The 19469-nt window shown below is 38.4% G+C and carries 11 protein-coding genes; 7 read left to right on the top strand and 4 right to left on the bottom strand.

From position 1 onward, the window contains the following. Window positions 1–27: 27 nt before the first annotated feature. The 4 genes from DZC72_RS09700 to DZC72_RS09685 all read right to left on the bottom strand — a co-directional run bounded on the left by DZC72_RS09700 (window position 28) and on the right by DZC72_RS09685 (window position 3516). The gene (locus DZC72_RS09700; RefSeq protein WP_125222742.1) at window positions 28–1896 is read right to left on the bottom strand and encodes a feruloyl-CoA synthase; all 1869 of its coding nucleotides are present in this window, start codon (window positions 1894–1896) and stop codon (window positions 28–30) included. Window positions 1897–1958: 62 nt separating this feature from the next. After that, window positions 1959–2327, bottom strand: a complete 369-nt coding sequence (locus tag DZC72_RS09695; RefSeq protein ID WP_125222741.1) for a DUF7009 family protein — start codon at window positions 2325–2327, stop codon at window positions 1959–1961. Next, entirely contained in the window at window positions 2324–2908 is a 585-nt protein-coding gene (locus DZC72_RS09690; RefSeq protein WP_125222740.1) for a precorrin-2 dehydrogenase/sirohydrochlorin ferrochelatase family protein, read from the bottom strand. The genes DZC72_RS09695 and DZC72_RS09690 overlap by 4 nt, the downstream gene beginning before the upstream one ends. A gap of 20 nt (window positions 2909–2928) precedes the next feature. Further along, the gene (locus tag DZC72_RS09685; RefSeq protein ID WP_125222739.1) at window positions 2929–3516 is read right to left on the bottom strand and encodes a DUF4202 domain-containing protein; all 588 of its coding nucleotides are present in this window, start codon (window positions 3514–3516) and stop codon (window positions 2929–2931) included. Window positions 3517–3745: 229 nt separating this feature from the next. Here DZC72_RS09685 and DZC72_RS09680 point away from each other — a divergent pair, with 229 nt between their 5' ends. The 7 genes from DZC72_RS09680 (at window position 3746) to DZC72_RS09650 (ending at window position 19468) form a co-directional block, all read left to right on the top strand. Then, window positions 3746–5083 (top strand): DUF1593 domain-containing protein, encoded by a 1338-nt coding sequence (locus tag DZC72_RS09680; protein WP_243641711.1) that lies wholly within the window; start codon window positions 3746–3748, stop codon window positions 5081–5083. 227 nt (window positions 5084–5310) lie between these two features. Beyond that, on the top strand, window positions 5311–7242 hold the full coding sequence (locus tag DZC72_RS09675) for a tetratricopeptide repeat-containing sensor histidine kinase (RefSeq protein ID WP_125222738.1): 1932 nt from the start codon (window positions 5311–5313) through the stop codon (window positions 7240–7242). A gap of 639 nt (window positions 7243–7881) precedes the next feature. Next, a complete protein-coding gene (locus tag DZC72_RS09670; RefSeq protein WP_125222737.1) occupies window positions 7882–8196 on the top strand; it encodes a cupin domain-containing protein in 315 nt (104 codons plus the stop codon). Window positions 8197–8282: 86 nt separating this feature from the next. After that, window positions 8283–10673 (top strand): glycoside hydrolase family 95 protein, encoded by a 2391-nt coding sequence (locus DZC72_RS09665; RefSeq protein ID WP_125222736.1) that lies wholly within the window; start codon window positions 8283–8285, stop codon window positions 10671–10673. A gap of 539 nt (window positions 10674–11212) precedes the next feature. After that, window positions 11213–14362 carry a SusC/RagA family TonB-linked outer membrane protein gene (locus tag DZC72_RS09660; RefSeq protein WP_125222735.1) on the top strand — a complete coding sequence of 1050 codons (3150 nt, stop codon included), beginning with the start codon at window positions 11213–11215 and terminating at the stop codon, window positions 14360–14362. A gap of 23 nt (window positions 14363–14385) precedes the next feature. After that, a complete protein-coding gene (locus DZC72_RS09655) occupies window positions 14386–15879 on the top strand; it encodes a RagB/SusD family nutrient uptake outer membrane protein (RefSeq protein WP_125222734.1) in 1494 nt (497 codons plus the stop codon). Window positions 15880–16042: 163 nt separating this feature from the next. Continuing rightward, entirely contained in the window at window positions 16043–19468 is a 3426-nt protein-coding gene (locus tag DZC72_RS09650; RefSeq protein WP_165869304.1) for a VCBS repeat-containing protein, read from the top strand. Window position 19469: the final 1 nt, after the last annotated feature.

Genomic DNA, 19469 nt, shown 5'->3' with positions numbered 1-19469 from the left:
AAGTACCTGAGGTACATTCTTGGTCCGCTAGTAGTTTGTTTCCAAAATTCCGGGTTCCAAGTTGTGCCCGTATAGTTTGGCCACCAAGGAACTTCTGTGCTTTAAGAAGGCATACTGATTGATGGATCCCTTTTCCGTTATTTCCCCTTGTTCAGGTGAAAGTTCAAAATCTGCAATTAAGGCACGCTTTATTTTAGTTGAACTACCGGTACTTTTTTGTGCTAGGGTATCTACGATCCTTTGTAAATAGTCCCTTATTGGGAGAGAATTTGCTACTTCACTTAGGGTTATTGGAAGTCCGCTGCCCAAAAAATCCGAACAATATCCTACATTCAGAAATAAAACGGCCCCCACAAAATCCTTGTCATGCCCCGTAATGACAACATCCTTGACCAAACCATTGCCTTCCGCAATGATGTTTTTTCGAAGATTCCCCACATTGACCCAAGTTCCGGTACTTAATTTAAAATCTTCCGCTATCCTACCATCGTAGCGCATGCCTAAATTGGGGTCACGCTCATCAATGAATTTTAAAGCTTCCGAAGTTTTATAAAATCCTTCTCGGTCAAAAGCATGGGTCGTGGCGACTTCATTTTTCCAGTAGCCCGGAGTGATATTGGGTCCCTTGAACCTTGCCTCCCACCTATTCCCCATGGGGACCAGTTTCATTTCCAAGCCAGGAACCGGCACCCCCAAAAATCCGGCCTTGCTGTCATACGCGGTACAAAACATGGCGGACGGGCTAGATTCCGTCATTCCAAAACCGGAAGATATCAATATCCGCTTTCCCGTAGTTTGTATGGAAAGCCTTTCAAGTTCGTCCCAGACTTTTTGCGAAATACTGGCTCCGGCATAAAAAAGCATCTTTAGTCTGGAGAAGAACGTCTGCCGTAAAGCTTCATCGGCATTTAAAAAGGGAATGAGCTCCTCAAACCCTTTGGGTACATTGAAATAAACCGTTGGTGCAAATTCCTTGAGATTTCTAATGGATTGCAATATGCCCTTGGGAGTCGGGCTGCCCTCGTCAATATACAGGGAGCCTCCATTGTACATGACCAGCCCAAAATTATGATTGCTACCAAAGGTATGGTTCCAAGGCAACCAATCCATTAATTGCAAGGCACCGTTCTGTACGAAAGGGAAAGTCTGGGTAATCTGCTGCCAATTTGCCGTAAGATTTCCATGGGTATTCATGACCCCCTTTGGCAGCCCTGTGGAACCACTGGTGAACAATACCTTTGCCAAGGTATCCCTACCTATTTTATCGTGGGCTTCGGCAACGTTTAGTGTCGGTTTGGTTTTTACGATATCCTCGAATCTGTCCGAATCCCGCATCCCATTTTCAACAAAAACCAATCGGGAATTCCGGGTGTTGCTGGCTATGCCATCCAACGCCTTTTTATAAGCATTTCCATCTTGGACAAAAATCAATTGGGGGTCCAGAATGTCCAAACAATGCTTCAGTTTATCAAAACTGTCCGATTTCAAAGAGTACGCGGGACTAATGGGCGCATAAGGTATACCAATGTGCATAGCGGCCATTGCCAATAGTCCATGTTCAATACTATTGCCGGAAAATAGAGCAATTGGCCTGTCTTTTGATGTCACGGTATCCAAGAGATACTGCGCGATTGCCTGAATTTTCTGCCAGGCTTCCACATAGGTAAGCGTTCTCCAGTCTCCACCATCTGCGCGTTGCGCCAAGAAAATGGCATTGGGTGTTGTATGTGCCCAATATTGTAAACGTTCAGTTGTCTTTACCGGGTGCTGCCCCAAAGCAATTTTGGATTTCAGATAATGGACACCCTTTGCCCCGACTTGTCTCTCTATATCAACGGCAATTGTTGGTACCTCCAAATAGGGAATGTTATCGGTCACCCAGGTCTGTTCGCTCATAACGTAATTGAATTGGCCATCTGCCTGACGGTCCAGAGGGGGTAAAAATAGGAAATCAGGTCCTATTTTGACAATTTGGGGTTTGGATAATTATCCGATTGGTCTTCAACGGTATTGTCCATACACACAAAATCCTTCTCCAACAAAAGTGATAAGGTGGTGCCCTTTGAAGTTTTTAGCTTCGAACTAAAACCCACTATCTCATTATTTGGCCATTCCAAACTTTTGGTCTTGTTCAGATACAAGGTAATAGTATCCGACTTAAAATCAACACTCAACACTTGGACGTTCGTATCCGCTTTTAGGGCATAGGTGAAACTTTTCTCTCCAAATTGTGTTTCCTCCTGATAGTAACCTTTTAGGGCTAACGTTTCCACTTCACTTTTTGTAAGACGGTAGCGTATGGAATTTCCTTGTATCCTGATTTTCATTTATTCTTCTTTTCAACCAAACCCTTGGTAAATTCATTTAACGTCTCCACTTTCTCCTCAAAATCGCCCTTGATGGTCTTTCTGAATTCATTGAGGTTTTTGACCAAATCATCAATATTCTCGGGGATGACGTCCTCAAAAAACTGTCGGAGTCTTTTGGCGGTCGTGGGCGATTTTCCATTCGTGGAAATCGCCACTTTTACGTTCCCCTTCGTGACGATACCTCCCATATAAAAATCACAGAATGGAGGGTTGTCCGCCACATTCACCAAAATACTGCGTTCCCTGCAATCATGGTACACTTGCTCGTTCACGGCAACGTTATCCGTTGTGGCAACCACCAAATGCTTGCCGTTCAAAAAATTGGGATTATACGTATCCTCATGCATGATTATGTTTGCACTTTTAGCCAATTGCACGGTCTCCTCCCTAAACATGGGCGAAACCATCTCCACCTGCGCATTGGGACTCGATTTTAAAAGAAAGGTCAATTTCTCCAAGGCCACATTACCGCCGCCCACAATCAATATTTTAAGGTTGGAAACCTTTAAAAAAATGGGATATAGTTCATTTCGCTCCATGTGCTCTCATTTATTCTTATTTATGACAATGCCTTTTCCACTAGCTTCCTTGATTTTTGGGACAAAGGAAGTCTTAAGGCAGCCTCCTGTCCTTTTTCCGACATTTTACGCCAGGTCTTTTGTAAAATATCCACCACTTTTTCCTCCGGATGTTCCTTGGCGAACGGTTCAAAATAGAATTCCAAAAAGACCAAACAAATGACATCCTCCAATGTTTGGGTTTCCGCGTTTCGTTTCAGCTGCTTTTTTTCCAACAGAAATTTCACCTTGTCGATCGTTTCCGGATCATATCCAACTTTCTCCAATATTTCTGAGGCTTTTTCGGCATGGAATTTCTTTAAATCCTGTCGCCATCTCAAATATCCCTCCCGATTCATTTCATAGGATTCCCTAGGAATCTCCCATCTACAAATGTGTTGCGCCCTCGCCGTTAAACGTAATGCCTCCGATGCCTCCGGGGCAAATTCGTTCAGTTTTTCGGTCATGCGAATCGAATACAAAACCTCTTTGGGATATTCTTTCCCCAGATAGGTTTCCCTGTTGGGGTCTTTTTTGTTCGCTTCATCAAACAGTTCAAAAGCCTTATAGGTTTTGTCCGAAGTAGGCATGGGTCAATTTTTAAACTAAGATACAATATTGGATACAGCTATGTTCCCATCCCCTTGGTTTATTGGTTTATCTTATCGGGTTATATTTTAAACTTGAATAAATTAATGCGATACCGCTTTCGTAATCTAAGCTTTCAAATTTTTAAAAATATAACGACTTTTAACAATCATATTATTTCTACCAATACTTGCTCCTATAGTATCCCAAGATCTACCTAAACGCACCATCTTGACTACCGATGGTGAAATTGATGATGTGGACACTTTCATCACATATCTCCTCTACTCCAATGAATTTGAAACCCAAGGTTTGGTGTACTCAAGCTCTATGTGGCATTGGAAGGGAGATGGTAAGGGGACCAAATTCACCTTGGAAATGGAGATGACCAAAAAAATCTATGGGAAGGACCATACGGACCTACGATGGCCTGGAACCCAATGGATAGAGGAATTACTTGAAGAATATGCCAAGGTCTACCCAAACTTGATCTTACATGATAAGAACTACCCAGCGACCCAGAAGCTATTGGGTTTGGTCAAAGTAAGAAATATTGATTTTGAAGGGGAAATGGCCCTACGCACATTAGGTTCAAAATTGATACGAGAAAAGTTGCTTGATGATGACGATAGAGAGCTGTTTTTACAGGCATGGGGCGGTACTAATACCATTGCCATGGCCTTAAAATCCATTGAGGAGGATTACAAGGACACCCAGGACTGGAAAGATATCAAGAAAAAAGTCTCTGAAAAGGCCATTATTTATACCATTATGGACCAAGATGCCACCTACAAAAACTATATAGGACCCAATTGGCCAAAGATTAGGGTTTTTTACAATACCAACCAATTCTGGTGTTTTGCCTATCCTTGGAAACAAGTAGTTCCCAAAAGTCAGCAACCTTTTCTCGAGGGAAGCTTTATGGGCGCTAATTTTATCAACGACCATGGACCACTTCTCAAAAGATATTATTCCTATGGGGATGGGCAAAAACAAGAAGGTGACCCCAACCATTTTGAGGGCGATATTTCAAAAATCATCAATACTGAAAGAGGAATTTTCTCAAGATATGACTTTATATCGGAAGGTGACACTCCCGCATTTTTGCACTTGGTCGACGTAGGATTGAACAACTACTGGGACCCATCTAGAGGCGGTTGGAGCGGTCGTTTTGTGCTTTCCCAAAAAAAACCTTACCGCTATGAAGATGGGGGCAATGAGACGGACCTTAATCCAGAAACCGGAAATATGGACAAAAGTTACCCTCAAACGCGATGGATAAAGGCCCTGCAATTAGATTTTGCAGCGCGTACAGATTGGTGTGTAAAACCCTTTGAGGAGGCCAACCATGCCCCTGAAATTAAGATAAAGGAAGGGCTATCCATTGCTGCAAAGGCAGGTGAAAGTACAACCCTTCATGTTTCTTCAAATGATAATGACAATCATCCAGTTACCGCCAAAGCATGGTGTTACGAGGAAGCTGGGGATGGCCATACGGAGGTCGAAATGACAAATAATTTGGCCATTGTACAAATACCTTCAACTGCGAAAAAAGGGTATCACAATTAGATTATTATTGAGGGTAAGGAAACCGGGTTTCCAGCATTGACACGATATTAAAGAGTCATTGTTTCTGTATTGTAGCTCAAAATCCAAAAATTTAACTTTTCAAATTTGTCCGAATGAGTTTCTTTTGGGCAACGAAACAATATTTATTTATATTAAACGGTTGAACATACTATTTTAAAAGGGCAACCGTTCACTTATAAATAATTTCCTACAAATCCCCCGGAAATATGAACACTTGTGGTTTTCTAACTGGAATACGGTCCAAGAAATTCGTTTTCCTATTAATTCTTTTAATAGGATCAATTGTACGCTCGCAATCCGTAAAGGAACTTGAATATTTACTGACCCAACCAGAGCTCACTTCCAAAGAAAAAACTGAGATTCTTTATACTCTAAGTAGGGAATTAACCTATGTGGACAATTTAAAATCACTAAAATATGCTGAAGAAGCCTTACAATTATCCACTGAATTAAAAGATGAAATTGGAATAGCATACAGCTATAGGATATTATCGAGTATATATGCCATAAATGATAGTTACTTCATAAGCATGGAATATATACATAAGGCGCTTGATATTTTTGAGAAACTTTCCAATATGGAAGGTATGGCCAACTGCTATATCTCTATGGGACATATTTATCGTAGTCTTCACAATCGTGGACAAGAAATTAATTATCACAAGAAATCCTTCGATATATTCAATAATCTGGGCATTATGGAAAGAATAGGTGTGGCCGCCCATAACCTAGGGGAAAGTTATTTCAATAATAGTGAGTTCACTAAATCCAAAAAATTAACCCAGTATGCGATAAAAATTAACGATTCCATAAGTAACAAACCCGTCCTGTCAAGTTGTTATAAAGTAATGGGGCTTATAATGGAAAAAGAAGGACAAATTGATTCTGCCAAATACTATTTTGAAAATGTTCTTAAAATTTCAGAGCAGCTAGGCAAAAACTCCCAAAAGGTTGCCACATTCGAGGCCATGATGCAACTTGCAGAAATCGCCAAAAGTGAAGGAGATTCCTACCTTCAGTTCAATTTTTTGGAAAAGACGGAGGCCTTTTGTGATAGTTTTAATTTGAACCAATCCCTTTTAAGGGTTTATCAAAACCTACAGACTTTTTATTTGGACCAAAACAACCTGGAAAAGGTTAAATACTATATCAATGCCTATAATGAGCTCTCAAGATCAATTCAAAGAATTCAACTTGAAGATAGAAATAGGTTAACACAAAGTATGGCCTCTATTCATAGACTAAATATGACAACCCAAGCTTTAGAAAAGGAAAATGCTGCACAGGCAGCAATGATTCTGTATCGAAACATAAGTTTATTGGTAATTCTATTTTTCCTAATGGGATTGTTTATTGTTTTAAAAAAATTGAAAAACATCAACAAAGAGCTAACGGAGCAAAATGAGACCATTCATAAGCAAAAAGAAGAATTAAAGGACCTCAACGCTACTAAAAATAAATTCTTTAGTATCGTAGCTCATGATTTAAGAAGCCCACTAACTTCTCTCAAATCGTTTAGTTCTGTTTTGGTTGATCATATAGAACTATTGAGTAAGGATGAAATCTTAAATATGGGTAAACAGCTAAGTTCATCGGTTGATAATACCCTAAAAATGGCAGATAATCTAATTGTCTGGGCCAAATGTCAAATGAACGTGATAGAGGACCGTAGAGAATTAATTTCGGTAAAGGAAATCATAGAGGAAGTAACCAAAATCTTTAAGGTCATAGCCACTAATAAAGGGGTTGTCCTTCAAACATCTGTAATGGGCAATCCGCAATTTATGGGAGATAAGAATCAAATTGAGTTTGTCGTTCGAAATTTGATAAACAATGCCATAAAATTCACCCATAAAGATGGAATTGTCAATGTATCCGTTACCCAATCTACAAAAGACATTAAAATAGTAGTCTCCGATACAGGTGTGGGCATAGCCCCTGAATTTAGAAAACAGTTGTTTTCAGTCCAAAAACCAAAAGGGAGCAATGGTACGAACGGTGAAAAAGGAAGTGGACTTGGACTTGTCCTTAGCTCTGAATTCATCAAAAGAAATCAGGGTGAAATCCACGTAGACAGCATTGAAGAACAAGGGACCACAATTACTGTTACTTTTTCTAATAACCAAAATGTAGCATGAAAATAAATAATGCCACATTTAAAAAAAACTGTTCTTAAGAAACTAGTGACAGTATTTACTATTGGTATATCTAAGGTTTAACCCCTGCCCTATATCATCAATTTTGAAAATTCAAATAGCTTATTTTCCACCTTCTTGACACTTGCGTAACCTTCTTAATTTTAAATGAACTGAAAGCGTTTAAATAGGATTACTATTGCATTAAAGAATCCAATTCCTCCAAAAGTTAGAATTTCTATTTTTTAATCTTGCAATAAGATCAAATTTTGTATTTGAAATCAATATAAAATCATTACGGTTCTAATCAATTATATACATAATTTCATACTCACTAATAACTAGGATTATTCACATTTTTCTAATTCTTTTAGGTATTAAAGAATATACTTAAATCTATCACCGGTCGAAAAGGAGTTGGATGCATAAAACGTTTGTTTAAAAGCAATAGTCGAAAGCCAGAAGTTTTAAAATTATAGCACCCCAAATGATACTAATCAAATGAATTAAGCCTACTAAATGCAAAAAAAGTATCATTGATAGCAATAAATACTGTGGATATTATGTAGTAATAAAATTAGTTTTACTGCGAATTTGATATTTTTTATTTCATTTTTTTACAGTTTATTAAAAATATAGTCTATGATTTTCGATAATCTACTATCTACTTCACTGGAGGGTGTCCATGGAAAAGAAGTCATTTTAAGTAGCGTGGAATTTCCCCCAAACACAGCTTTACCAAAGCATTGGCATCCTGGCGAAGAATTTGTACATGTGCTTGAAGGTACATTATGTCTTTGGCAAGAAGAATCAATTGAAATGACCTATATCAAAGGAGATACTTTCATTGTACCTTACAGGAAAATACATGCACCATTTACAAAAGAGGACAGTGCCAAACTATTGATATTTAGAGTCCATGAAAAAGGTATGGAAGAAAGATATCTCGTAGAATAAAGAAGAATGACCGCATGTGAAAAATTAAATTAGTCATCTGAAAATAATAATCGAAATAGTAAAACCTATTCCAAAATAGAAGCAAAATGGCCAAGTATGTTTACCTTTTAATTGCATTATTAATCAAAGTTCCAGCTATTTCGCAATCAGATCATATTCTATGGTTCGATGAACCAGCAGAATATTTTGAACAAAGCTTGGTTCTTGGAAACGGTAAAATGGGTGCTTCTGTTTTTAGTGGTATAAAAACAGACAAAATTTTTCTAAATGATGCCACTTTTTGGTCTGGTGAACCCGTCAATGCAATGATGAATCCGGAGGCCTATAAAAATATTCCTCTGGTTAGGGAGGCTTTAAACAATGAAGATTATAAGTTGGCCAATGAATTGTACAAAAAAGTACAAGGCTCCTTTTCCGAGTCCTATGCCCCCATAGGAACCCTGTTTATAAATTTTAAACATTCCAAAAAAGCACAAAATTATAAACGGTCCTTAGATATTAGTAACGCAACGGCCAGAACTAATTACAACATAGCAGGTACAGATTTTGAACGTGAATATTTTGTTTCTCATCCGGATAAAGTAATGGCAATGCATTATAGTACCGCGGGCGAGGAAAAACTAAATTTTGAAATTGCATTTGAAAGTGAAATGAAATATGAGATTTCTCAAGACGGCCAGACCCTTGCCGTAAATGGGTATGCTCCCTATCATGCGGAACCCATATATAATGATGTTCCTGATCCCGTGCAATTTGATGCAAATAGAGGTACAAGGTTTACGGTACGACTTCAAATTACCGAAACCGATGGTAGGATAAAAATCAGTAAAAATGCATTAAGCCTTTCAAATGCAAGTCACGCCACTGTCCTCATGAGCATTGAAACCAGTTTTAACGGATTCGATAAAAACCCTGCGACGGAAGGAAAAGACAATGCTAGCTTGGCCGCCCAACAATTAGAGTTGGCATCCAGCAAATCCTTTGAAACGTTAAAAGAAGCCCATATTACGGACTATCAGTCCTTTTTTAATAGAGTTAGCTTATCCCTAGGTGATACTTCTGCACCAGATATTCCCACGGATGAACGACTCTATCGATATGCCAAGGGCGCCGAGGATAAAAATTTGGAAATACTTTATTTTCAATTTGGAAGGTATTTATTAATATCGAGTTCAAGAACAAAGGAAGTACCTGCAAACTTACAAGGCATCTGGAACCAGCACGTTAGGCCACCTTGGAGCAGTAATTACACGATAAATATAAATACAGAAGAGAACTATTGGCTGGCCGAAAGTGCTAATCTATCCGAATTGCACATGCCGCTTATGGGTTTTATCGAAAATCTATCCAAAACAGGTAAGATAACTGCGAAAACTTTTTATGGAATCAACGGTTGGACAGCAAGCCACAATTCAGATATATGGGCCATGACCAACCCAGTTGGGGGCTTCGGAAAAGGAGATCCCGTTTGGGCCAATTGGAATATGGCAGGAGCATGGTTGAGTACCCATCTTTACGAACATTATATCTATACAATGGATGAAGTCTTTTTAAGGGAAAAAGGCTATCCTTTAATGAAAGGTGCTGCAGAGTTTTGTCTGGAGTGGCTCGTACAAGATAAGGATGGATATTATATTACTTCACCCTCAACTTCACCGGAAAATCTGTTTAAAACGCCAGAAGGATATATAGGTGCAACTTTATATGGGGCCACCTCAGACCTTGCAATTATTAGGGAATTGTTTGACCAAACCATCAAAGCGTCAGAAATACTGAATATAGATTCAGCATTTAGAAACCAGCTAAGGACGGTTAGGGAAAAGTTATATCCATATAAAATTGGTAAGGACGGTAGTTTACAAGAATGGTATTATGATTGGGAAGATGCAGACCCTAAACATAGGCATCAATCACATTTAATTGGCTTACACCCTGGCCACCATATCACACCGGATAAAACTCCCGAGCTTGCCAAAGCAGTTGAAAGAGCTCTAGAGATTAAGGGAGATGAGACCACAGGCTGGTCCAAAGGATGGCGTATTAATTTATGGACCCGGTTATGGGATGGCAACAGGGCTTATAAAATGTATAGAGAACTTTTAAAACCTGTAAAACCGAGTGGCCTTACCTTCAACTATACCGGTGGAGGCGGTACTTACCCTAATCTTTTGGACGCACATCCTCCATTTCAAATAGATGGTAATTTTGGAGGTGCCGCAGCCATCATTGAGATGCTTATGCAATCTAATGAGAACGAAATTAGGATATTGCCAGCATTGCCCGATGCATGGGACCAAGGCAGTGTAAAGGGTATAAGGGCCAGAGGTGGTTTTGAAATTGATTTGGATTGGGTCAACAAACAACCTGTGAATCTAAATATTCATTCACCTCGTGAAAATACGGTATTATTAAAATTTGGATCAAAAGAAAAAGAGATTCAACTAAAAAAGGGAGCTAACTCGATACTTTTTTGGTAACAAAAATAGACCGTGTATTCTGTAATACCGTCCTTGGTAATTGTATTCATATTCTAATTTAATTGTTTGGTGCCTTTGCCATTTAATAACCGAACAACCCAAATACAAAAGCGTAAATACACACGGCAAATTATGCCAGATACTCAATGCAAGCTAAAAAGATTAGCTAATACGATTAAAAATAGCAGTTACGGATTTTTTAATGATACTCTTTTGTAGAATTGTCATTCATGAGAAGATAATTTTTACAGTATGTAAATATTTGATGTTCAAAAACATCAATTTTACATCTTTATTCACAAACACAGCAAAAAAAGTATCATTTATAGCAATAGGAATGGTAGATTGTGTAGAATCATTCAGATATTTTTGAATTATTATATTATGATTTTATAGGACATATTTTATCGAAAACATAATAATTGAACATTATTTTTAAAATATTATTAATTCTATGATTTCTCATAAAATTCAGAATTAATAAACTGATAAGTATACTCGAACATTTAAATTAACAATTTCACTTAACTAACAGCTACATGAAAGAAATCCAATTACCACCAAATCCTAAAATACGCTTCTACCGTCGTAGAGGTAATTTTTGGGTACACGCTTCGCTATTGATTTTTTTATTTGTTGCCCTGGCGCCTCTTAAGGAAGTACATGCCGCGAAAACCATGAGTACATTATTTACACCACAGCAAAGCACTATTTCAGGGACAATCACTGATGAATCTGGAGTTCCCTTACCTGGTGCCAGTGTTGTGGAAAAAGGTACTACCAATGGTACACAAACAGATTTTGATGGAAATTTTTCATTGGAACTTTCTGGCAGTAGTAGCACGATTTTAATTTCTTATATCGGTTATGAAACCCAGGAGATATCCATCACTAGTGGACAATCAACGTACAACATTTCAATGAACCCTAGTGCTGCGGCATTAGAAGAGGTTGTCGTGGTTGGGTACGGTACCCAAAAGAAAAGGGAGGTAACCGGTGCTATAAGCTCTATCTCTGCAGATGCCATTACCCAACAAACTGTTACAGGCTTTGACCAAGCTTTGGCTGGTAGGGTTGCCGGTGTACAAGTCTCTCAAAATTCGGGTGCTCCAGGTGGATCTACATCCATAAGAGTAAGAGGAATTGGAACCCCGGGGAACAGTGAGCCATTATATGTTATAGATGGGATTCCCGTATTCAACAATAACGCTGGAGGTGGTGGTGGAACGCCACCAAGTGCCCTTAATACCATTAACCCAAATGATATTGAGTCTATAGAAATCTTAAAGGATGCAGCTTCAGGTGCCATCTATGGGTCAAGAGCTGCTAACGGTGTTGTAATCATCACCACTAAAAAGGGTAAAGCGGGTGTACCTAAATTAAATTTGGACTATTCAATTGGTATTCAAAGCAAAGAGAAAGACCTTGATATTTTGGATGGACCAACCTATCAACAGTACATCACTGAATTTTCAGGGGCTGCACCAAATTATACGAATCCTGCCAATACAAATTTTATTGATGAAATATTTCAGTCCGCCATAATTCAAAATATGAATTTAAATGTAAGTGGTGGAAATGAAGTATCCAAATATGCACTTTCACTGGGCTATTTAGATCAGGGTGGTATTATTAGAGGTACCGCATTTGATCGGCTATCCTTGCGCGTGAATACATCACATGATATAAGCAAACGTTTTAGGATTGGTAATAATTTTACGGTTTCAAGATCCATAAACAATCAAACTAACGAAAGTGATGTTTTTAATGCCGCAATTGGCCGAGCCGTTATTCAACCACCCGTTATTCCAGCAAGGAATCCGGATGGTAGTATAGGACAACCGGGTGATGTTGGTACAAGTTTTATTAGATCAGGCGGACCTCTTTATATTACTGACGAAAGGTTTTATGAAGCTGAACAATTTAGATTTCTAGGTAATGTTTTTGCCGAATATGATATTTTCGAAGATCTTACGTATAGATTAAACTTGGGAGGTGATTATCTATCAAGTGGGTCCAATCTATTTTCCCCCTCCCTAGCGGGCAATGGAAGTCCCGATATTATTTCTACCGGTACTCGATTCGATAGTAAGGAATGGATTTGGTTGGCAGAACATACCTTGAACTACAATAAGTCGTTCAACGAGAAACATAATCTTGATGTACTTGTAGGTTTTACACAGCAAAAATCAAGTTTTTCATCACAAAGTACCTCTGCTACAGACTTTGTATCCAATGATTTGATTGCAGTTGGTACCGCGGCCGAAAGGATTGGAACTGGAAATTTGGTAGATTGGTCTTTAATGTCCTATCTAGGTAGGGTCAACTATAATTTTAAAGGTAAATATTTTATCTCCGCATCTGTAAGACGAGATGGGTCTTCAAAATTTGGTCCAGGCAATAAGTGGGGTGTTTTCCCGGCATTTTCAGCGGGATGGCAAATAGCCGATGAAGAATTTTTTAAGATAGATTTTATTGACGAACTAAAATTAAGAGCTAGTTGGGGTCAGTTGGGTAACCAGGAAATTGGAGATTTCAATTACCTTGCCTTACTTTTTCCAAATGCAGGCTATGGCTTTGGAGGCAACGTCAATACCGGCAATTTCTCTGCACAGCCAGCCAATCCAAATATTACATGGGAGACAGCGGAGCAAACAGACATTGGATTTGACTTAAGTCTTTTGAACAAAAAAATAACCTTTAGTTTTGATTATTTTGACAAGCAACAGATTGACATATTGTTGCCAGGTACATTACCCTTTGCATATGGTTTCATAGTCAATGGTGTTCCCCAATTTCCAACAGTGAATGCGGGTATTGTTAGAAATACAGGACTCGAATTTGATTTAGGCATTAAGGGTTATAAAGAAGACTTTAGTTGGTCTATAAACGCCAACTTGGCTACTTTGAACAACAATGTGGAAAATGATAATGGCAGTCCAATTATCAGAGATGGGGAATCACTGTCCATCCGTTTTCAGGAAGGTCTGCCCATAGGAACATTCTATGGTTATAAAGTAGATGGGGTTTTTCAAAACCAAGCTGAAATAGATGCCTTAAACCCAGATCCAGCAAACGGTGTTTACTATCAAGCTTCCACCACTAGTCCAGGAGATTTCAAGTTTAAGGATTTAAATGGAGATGGTATCGTTGATTCTCAAGACCAAACCGAGTTAGGAAGTGGAATACCTGATTTTACGTATGGCTTATCCGCAAACATAAACTATAAAAACCTTGACTTTTCCATGTCATGGCAAGGTGTACAGGGGAATGAGATATTCGCCAATATTTTTCAACAAGCTGGTGATTTTACAAAACCAGACAACAAATTTACCACCTTATATGAAAATGCATGGCGAGGTGAAGGAACCAGTAATACCGTTCCTGCCATAGGAAGTGGTAATGGCAACTATAGAAACTCCGATTACTATATACATGATGGTTCCTTTCTAAGATTGCGTTCCTTACAAATAGGGTATTCTCTTCCAAGTGATCTTTTAGAAACCATGCAAATTAGTAACTTTAGAATTTATGTAGGTGGTCAAAACTTGTTGACTTTTGATAATTACGAATATGGACTCGACCCTGAGATTGGTGCAAATGCGGGAAATGCCTTGGAAAACGGGGTAGACCGTGGTCGTTATCCAATTCCTAGAACATTCTCTCTTGGTGTAAACGTAGGATTTTAATAAAAATTAATAAAAATTAAAAAATGAAAAAGTATATTTTTCTTAGTCTTTTTTCGGTAGTGATACTGCTCGGCTGTGAAGATTTTATTGACCTAGAGCCACAGGATCAATTGACTACCACCGCTTTCTATAAGACTGCTGCAGATGCAATATCGGCGACGAACGCAGCTTATGATGGTTTTCAACACTTGAACTATTACGGGTTTAACTACCCTGACATTTTGAATATTGCAGGAGGTGATGCCGTAAAAGGAGGATTTGGAGCAGGTGACAGACCGGCATATTTAGAATTTGAAACATTCAACATTACGGATAACAATCTTAGAATTGGTGAATTCTATGCCATGGCCTGGGGCGGTGTGAACCGTGCCAACCAAGTTTTGGACAATGTTTCACAAATGGAAGTTGGAGGTGATTTCACTGAAGAACTCAAAACTAGGCTTTTGGGCGAAGCAACTTTTTTGAGAGCCCTGCACTACATGAATTTAGTTTTAGGGTTTGGGGGTATGCCTATTTATACATCTGTTCCCGCTATCGATGACGAAGTACTGCCAAGGGCAACAGCTGAAGAAACTTGGGCTTTTATAATCCAGGATTTTAACGATGCCGCAGATATGCTACCTGATACTTATGATGCGGAAAACGTTGGTAGGGCTACAAGAGGCGCCGCTAACGCGATGCTCGCCCGCGTGCACTCCTTGAGAGGTGAATGGACACAAGTAAAGACTCATGCCGACTTGGTTATTGAAAGTCCCGCAGGATATGATTTGGCGCCCACCTTCGCAGAAAATTTTGACGAAAGGGGGAATAACAATGTTGAGTCCATTTTTGAGATTCAATATACGTTGTCCAATACATCCTTGGATATTTGGAGTTCAGCAGGTGATTGGAATTCCAACTTTATAGCCAAGTATTCCGCCCCACAAGTAGGTAATGCTGGTTGGGCAACCATGTCACCAACACAGGAATTGGTAGACGATTTTGAAGCAGGTGATATCCGGTTGGGAGAAACCGTTTATCAGCCAGGAGACCCGTATCCAAATCCTAACGGGGATGGTACCTTTGACCCATTCGATGGATCACATTTCGAAAATGCCGGTCTTTTTGGACATAAAAAGTTAACCGGCCTGGATTTCAACAATTCTGCTGGGAACGGATTCAATTATAATTATAAAATCATTCGTTTTGCAGACATACTTTTGTTGAAAGCCGAAGCTGAAAATGAACTAAACGGTGTAAGTGCAGATGCGCTAAATCCTTTGAATAGAATTAGGTCACGTGCAGGATTACCGCCTGTTAATGAAACCAATAACCCCGGTCTTTCACAAGATCAACTTCGTGATATTATTCTAGATGAACGCAGAAGTGAATTGGCCATGGAAGGACTACGTTTTTATGATGTAGTATATCGAGGTAGAGGAACGGAGTTCCTTGGAGCAAGAGGTTATCAACCCGGAGATGAAATATTTCCAATACCTCCTTCTGAAATTGCTCAAACAGGATGGCCTCAAAATTAGTTGTTTTAAGTTAGTTTATTAAGGTAGTTTGGTACAAGTTATCAAACTACCTTTTTCTACTTTACTATAATATATGCTCAAAACACTAAAATATAGTATACTTATTATTTTACTGGGGCATACAATGTCTTGTTCCTTTAAAAAAAAGGAAATCTTCACTAAATTGAAAGCTGAAGAAACGCACCTCGATTTTACAAATCAAGTATTCGAATCAGATTCAATAAGTCTTGCCAACAACTATTATTTTTACAATGGGGCTGGCATTTCAGTAGCGGATTTTAACAATGACGGACTTCAAGACATATATTATTCTGGAAACCATACCAGTTCTAAGCTTTATCTCAACAAAGGAAATCTGAATTTCAAAGATGTAACCAGTACATCCAAACTTGAAAATAATTTTTGGAGTAGTGGTTCCACCTATGCAGATGTTAATGGGGATGGCAAGCAAGATATCTTTGTTTGTACCGTTGGACAAAATGAACCCAATCTGCTATACATCAATCAGGGTAACGATATTAATGGGGTTCCAATATTTAAGGAAGAAGCTGCAAGATTTGGAGTCAATGACATAAGGATATGCACCCAAGCCGCTTTTTTTGATTATGACCAAGATAATGACCTGGATTTATTTGTTATTGTGAACTCGCAGTTAATGAATGATCGTAACCAAACAAAACCTAGAAATACCAACAGCAATTCCTATACGGTTGATATTCTTTATAGAAACAATGGCGACGAGACATTTACAGATATCTCCCAAGAAGCAGGTATTATCAATGAAGGATATTCACTAGGTCTTGCCATAAATGATATCAACAACGATGGTTGGCCAGATATTTATGTGGCCAATGACTTTATTACAAATGATTTACTTTATATCAATGACAAACAAGGTGGTTTTGACGAAAAGGCAAATGATTTTCTAAGACATACAAGTTACAATGGTATGGGCGTAGACATCGCAGACGTTAACAATGACGGCTATATGGATATAACGGTTATGGACATGTTACCAGAATCGAACCGTCGTAGAAAGCTTATGATGGCCCCTGTAAACTATGACCTTTTCAATTATAGAACTGATTTGGGGTACGCCAAACAACACGTTAAAAACACATTACAAATAAATCAAGGCACTGATGAGGATGGTAGTTTTCAATTTAGTGAACTGGGCACATTGACAGGCATATATTCTACTGATTGGAGCTGGGCCCCATTATGGGCAGATTTTGATAATAGCGGAACCCTTGATCTTTTTATCACCAATGGCTATTATAAGGATTTGACCGACATGGACTTTTCCCTTGGTCTAAAAGAAAAACTGCGGTTTGGCTCTAACGAGTACAGTATAAAATATCAACAAGAAACCTTGGAGAAATTAAATCCCATAAAAAAGTCCAACTTCATGTATTCAAACCAAGGAAGTTTACAATTTAAAAACGTAACTGAACAATGGGGACTAGCAGAAACATCATTTTCACATGGTGCCGCATTTGCAGATTTTGACAACGATGGTGACTTGGACCTTACAGTTAACAATTTAGGGCATACGGCCTTCTTTTACCGGAATAATACAATTGAAAACAATATTGAAAGGAATGAAAGGCATGGAAATTTTCTTTCCATAAAACTTCATGGAACCGGCAAAAACCAAAATGCCTTTGGTGCTCGTTTGGAGCTTTTTTCCAATGGAAAATTAAAGCAAAGCTATTACCACTCAAATGTAAGAGGCTATCTCTCAAGTATGGGAGACAATATTCATTTTGGTTTAGGCCAAAACCAAGAACTGGATAGCATAACCGTTCGTTGGCCGGATGGAAAGTATCAAACGGTAGATGAGATTACACTCAACACTAGCTTAACAATTGACTATAAACCCAATCGTGAAAAAGGACCCCTTATAATTCCAAATACACTTTTCAAAAAGGTTACAGATACTTTACTATTAGAGTTTGAACAAAAAGAAAATAGTTATATCGATTTCAAAAATGATCCGCTTTTCTATAAAATGTATTCCCGAGAAGGACCAAGTATTTCAGTTAGCGATATAAATAATGATGGCTTGGACGATATATTAATTGGAGGTTCTTCAAAAAGTCCATTAACTATGTTTTCGCAAGAAAACGGAACTTTTAAAAAAGATTCAATCTTATTGGAAGATGCGGTTTATGAGGACATGGGCATATTACTATTTGATGCTGACAATGATGGGGACAATGACCTTTATGTCGCAAGCGGAGGCAGTGATTTTGTTGTAGGAAAAAAAGCCTACCAAGACCGATTTTACATAAATGAAAATGGAACGTTTACAAAACAAAACGCTGGAACGTTAAATACTTCCAGTAGCGGTCCTGTCAAAGGGGCAGATTATGACCGTGATGGTGATATAGACCTTTTTGTAGGCGGAAAAATAAGCCCAGGCAGTTATCCCACCTCCCCCATAAGTAGTCTGCTAAAGAATGAAAACGGTATTTTGAATGATGTAACACCATCTATCTTAAAGGAGATAGGTATGGTCAACGATGCCCTTTGGACGGATTTTAACAACGATGGATGGATAGACCTTATGGTTGTTGGAGAATGGACAAAAATTCAGCTTTTCAAAAATGAACAAGGGACCCTAGCGCCTTTTAACGCAAAAGGATTGGAGAATTCATCCGGTTGGTGGAACAGTATTGCTGGGGGTGATTTTGACAATGATGGCGATACCGACTATATATTAGGCAATTTTGGCTTAAATACCTATATCAAGGCGGATAGCGAACATCCTGTACGGGTTTATGCTGCTGATTATGATGCCAATGGTAAAATAGATCCTATTTTTTCATATTTTGAAAAGAATGATCAAGGTAAATTACAAGAGTTCACCCTACACACCAGAGACGCCCTAATTTCACAGATAGTAGCATATAAAAAACGTTTTAAGGATTACAAATCATTTTCCGAAGCTGATTTTGACGATGTTCTTCGCAAAAACGATCGTAAAAACGATTTAGTCCTAGATGCCAAAATACTAACTAGCAAATACATAGAAAATTTAGGGAAAAAAGGATTTAAAATCCACGAACTGCCCATAGAGAGCCAAGTAGCACCGGTATATGGTATTTTAATCAAAGATTTTGACGAAGATGGCAATCTGGACGCACTTTTAAGTGGTAATCAAAATTCAGCCGATCCATTGTTCGGTAACTACGATGCATCAAATGGGATTCTTTTGATGGGGAATGGAAATGGAAATTTTAAACCTATACCTACCTTAAACTCTGGTCTGTATTTAAATGAGGATCAAAAAAGTATTGTGTCTTTTTATACCAATGAGGAGCCCATCATTTTGGCAGGAGCAAATCAAGGACCACTAAAAGCATATAAATTCAAAAAAAACTCCTCATCCTCAAATAAGCTAATTTCATTAAAAGCCACTGATGCGGGAGCCTTTATCACCTATGAAAACGGTAATAGGACCAAAATGGAATTTTATTATGGGAATAGCTACTTATCCCAGTCATCAAGAAAATTTGAAATTACAACACCCATGAAAGAGGTTATTATCTATGATTTTAATGGAACTACCCGCACAATATTGTAAT

Source organism: Maribacter algicola, assembly GCF_003933245.1.
GTDB classification, from domain to species: Bacteria; Bacteroidota; Bacteroidia; order Flavobacteriales; family Flavobacteriaceae; genus Maribacter; species Maribacter algicola.
The sequence above is the reverse complement of the archived record's forward strand: the minus strand, read 5'-3'. Positions and strand labels throughout refer to the sequence as shown.

What these genes read in the sequence shown, in the direction of transcription:
- DZC72_RS09655 (WP_125222734.1), top strand. Translation starts at nt 14,386, where the DNA reads ATGAAAAAGTATATTTTTCTTAGTCTTTTTTCGGTAGTGATACTGCTC.
- DZC72_RS09675 (WP_125222738.1), top strand. Translation starts at nt 5,311, where the DNA reads ATGAACACTTGTGGTTTTCTAACTGGAATACGGTCCAAGAAATTCGTT.
- DZC72_RS09670 (WP_125222737.1), top strand. Translation starts at nt 7,882, where the DNA reads ATGATTTTCGATAATCTACTATCTACTTCACTGGAGGGTGTCCATGGA.
- DZC72_RS09690 (WP_125222740.1), bottom strand. Translation starts at nt 2,908, where the DNA reads ATGGAGCGAAATGAACTATATCCCATTTTTTTAAAGGTTTCCAACCTT.
- DZC72_RS09660 (WP_125222735.1), top strand. Translation starts at nt 11,213, where the DNA reads ATGAAAGAAATCCAATTACCACCAAATCCTAAAATACGCTTCTACCGT.
- DZC72_RS09700 (WP_125222742.1), bottom strand. Translation starts at nt 1,896, where the DNA reads ATGAGCGAACAGACCTGGGTGACCGATAACATTCCCTATTTGGAGGTA.
- DZC72_RS09665 (WP_125222736.1), top strand. Translation starts at nt 8,283, where the DNA reads ATGGCCAAGTATGTTTACCTTTTAATTGCATTATTAATCAAAGTTCCA.
- DZC72_RS09695 (WP_125222741.1), bottom strand. Translation starts at nt 2,327, where the DNA reads ATGAAAATCAGGATACAAGGAAATTCCATACGCTACCGTCTTACAAAA.
- DZC72_RS09685 (WP_125222739.1), bottom strand. Translation starts at nt 3,516, where the DNA reads ATGCCTACTTCGGACAAAACCTATAAGGCTTTTGAACTGTTTGATGAA.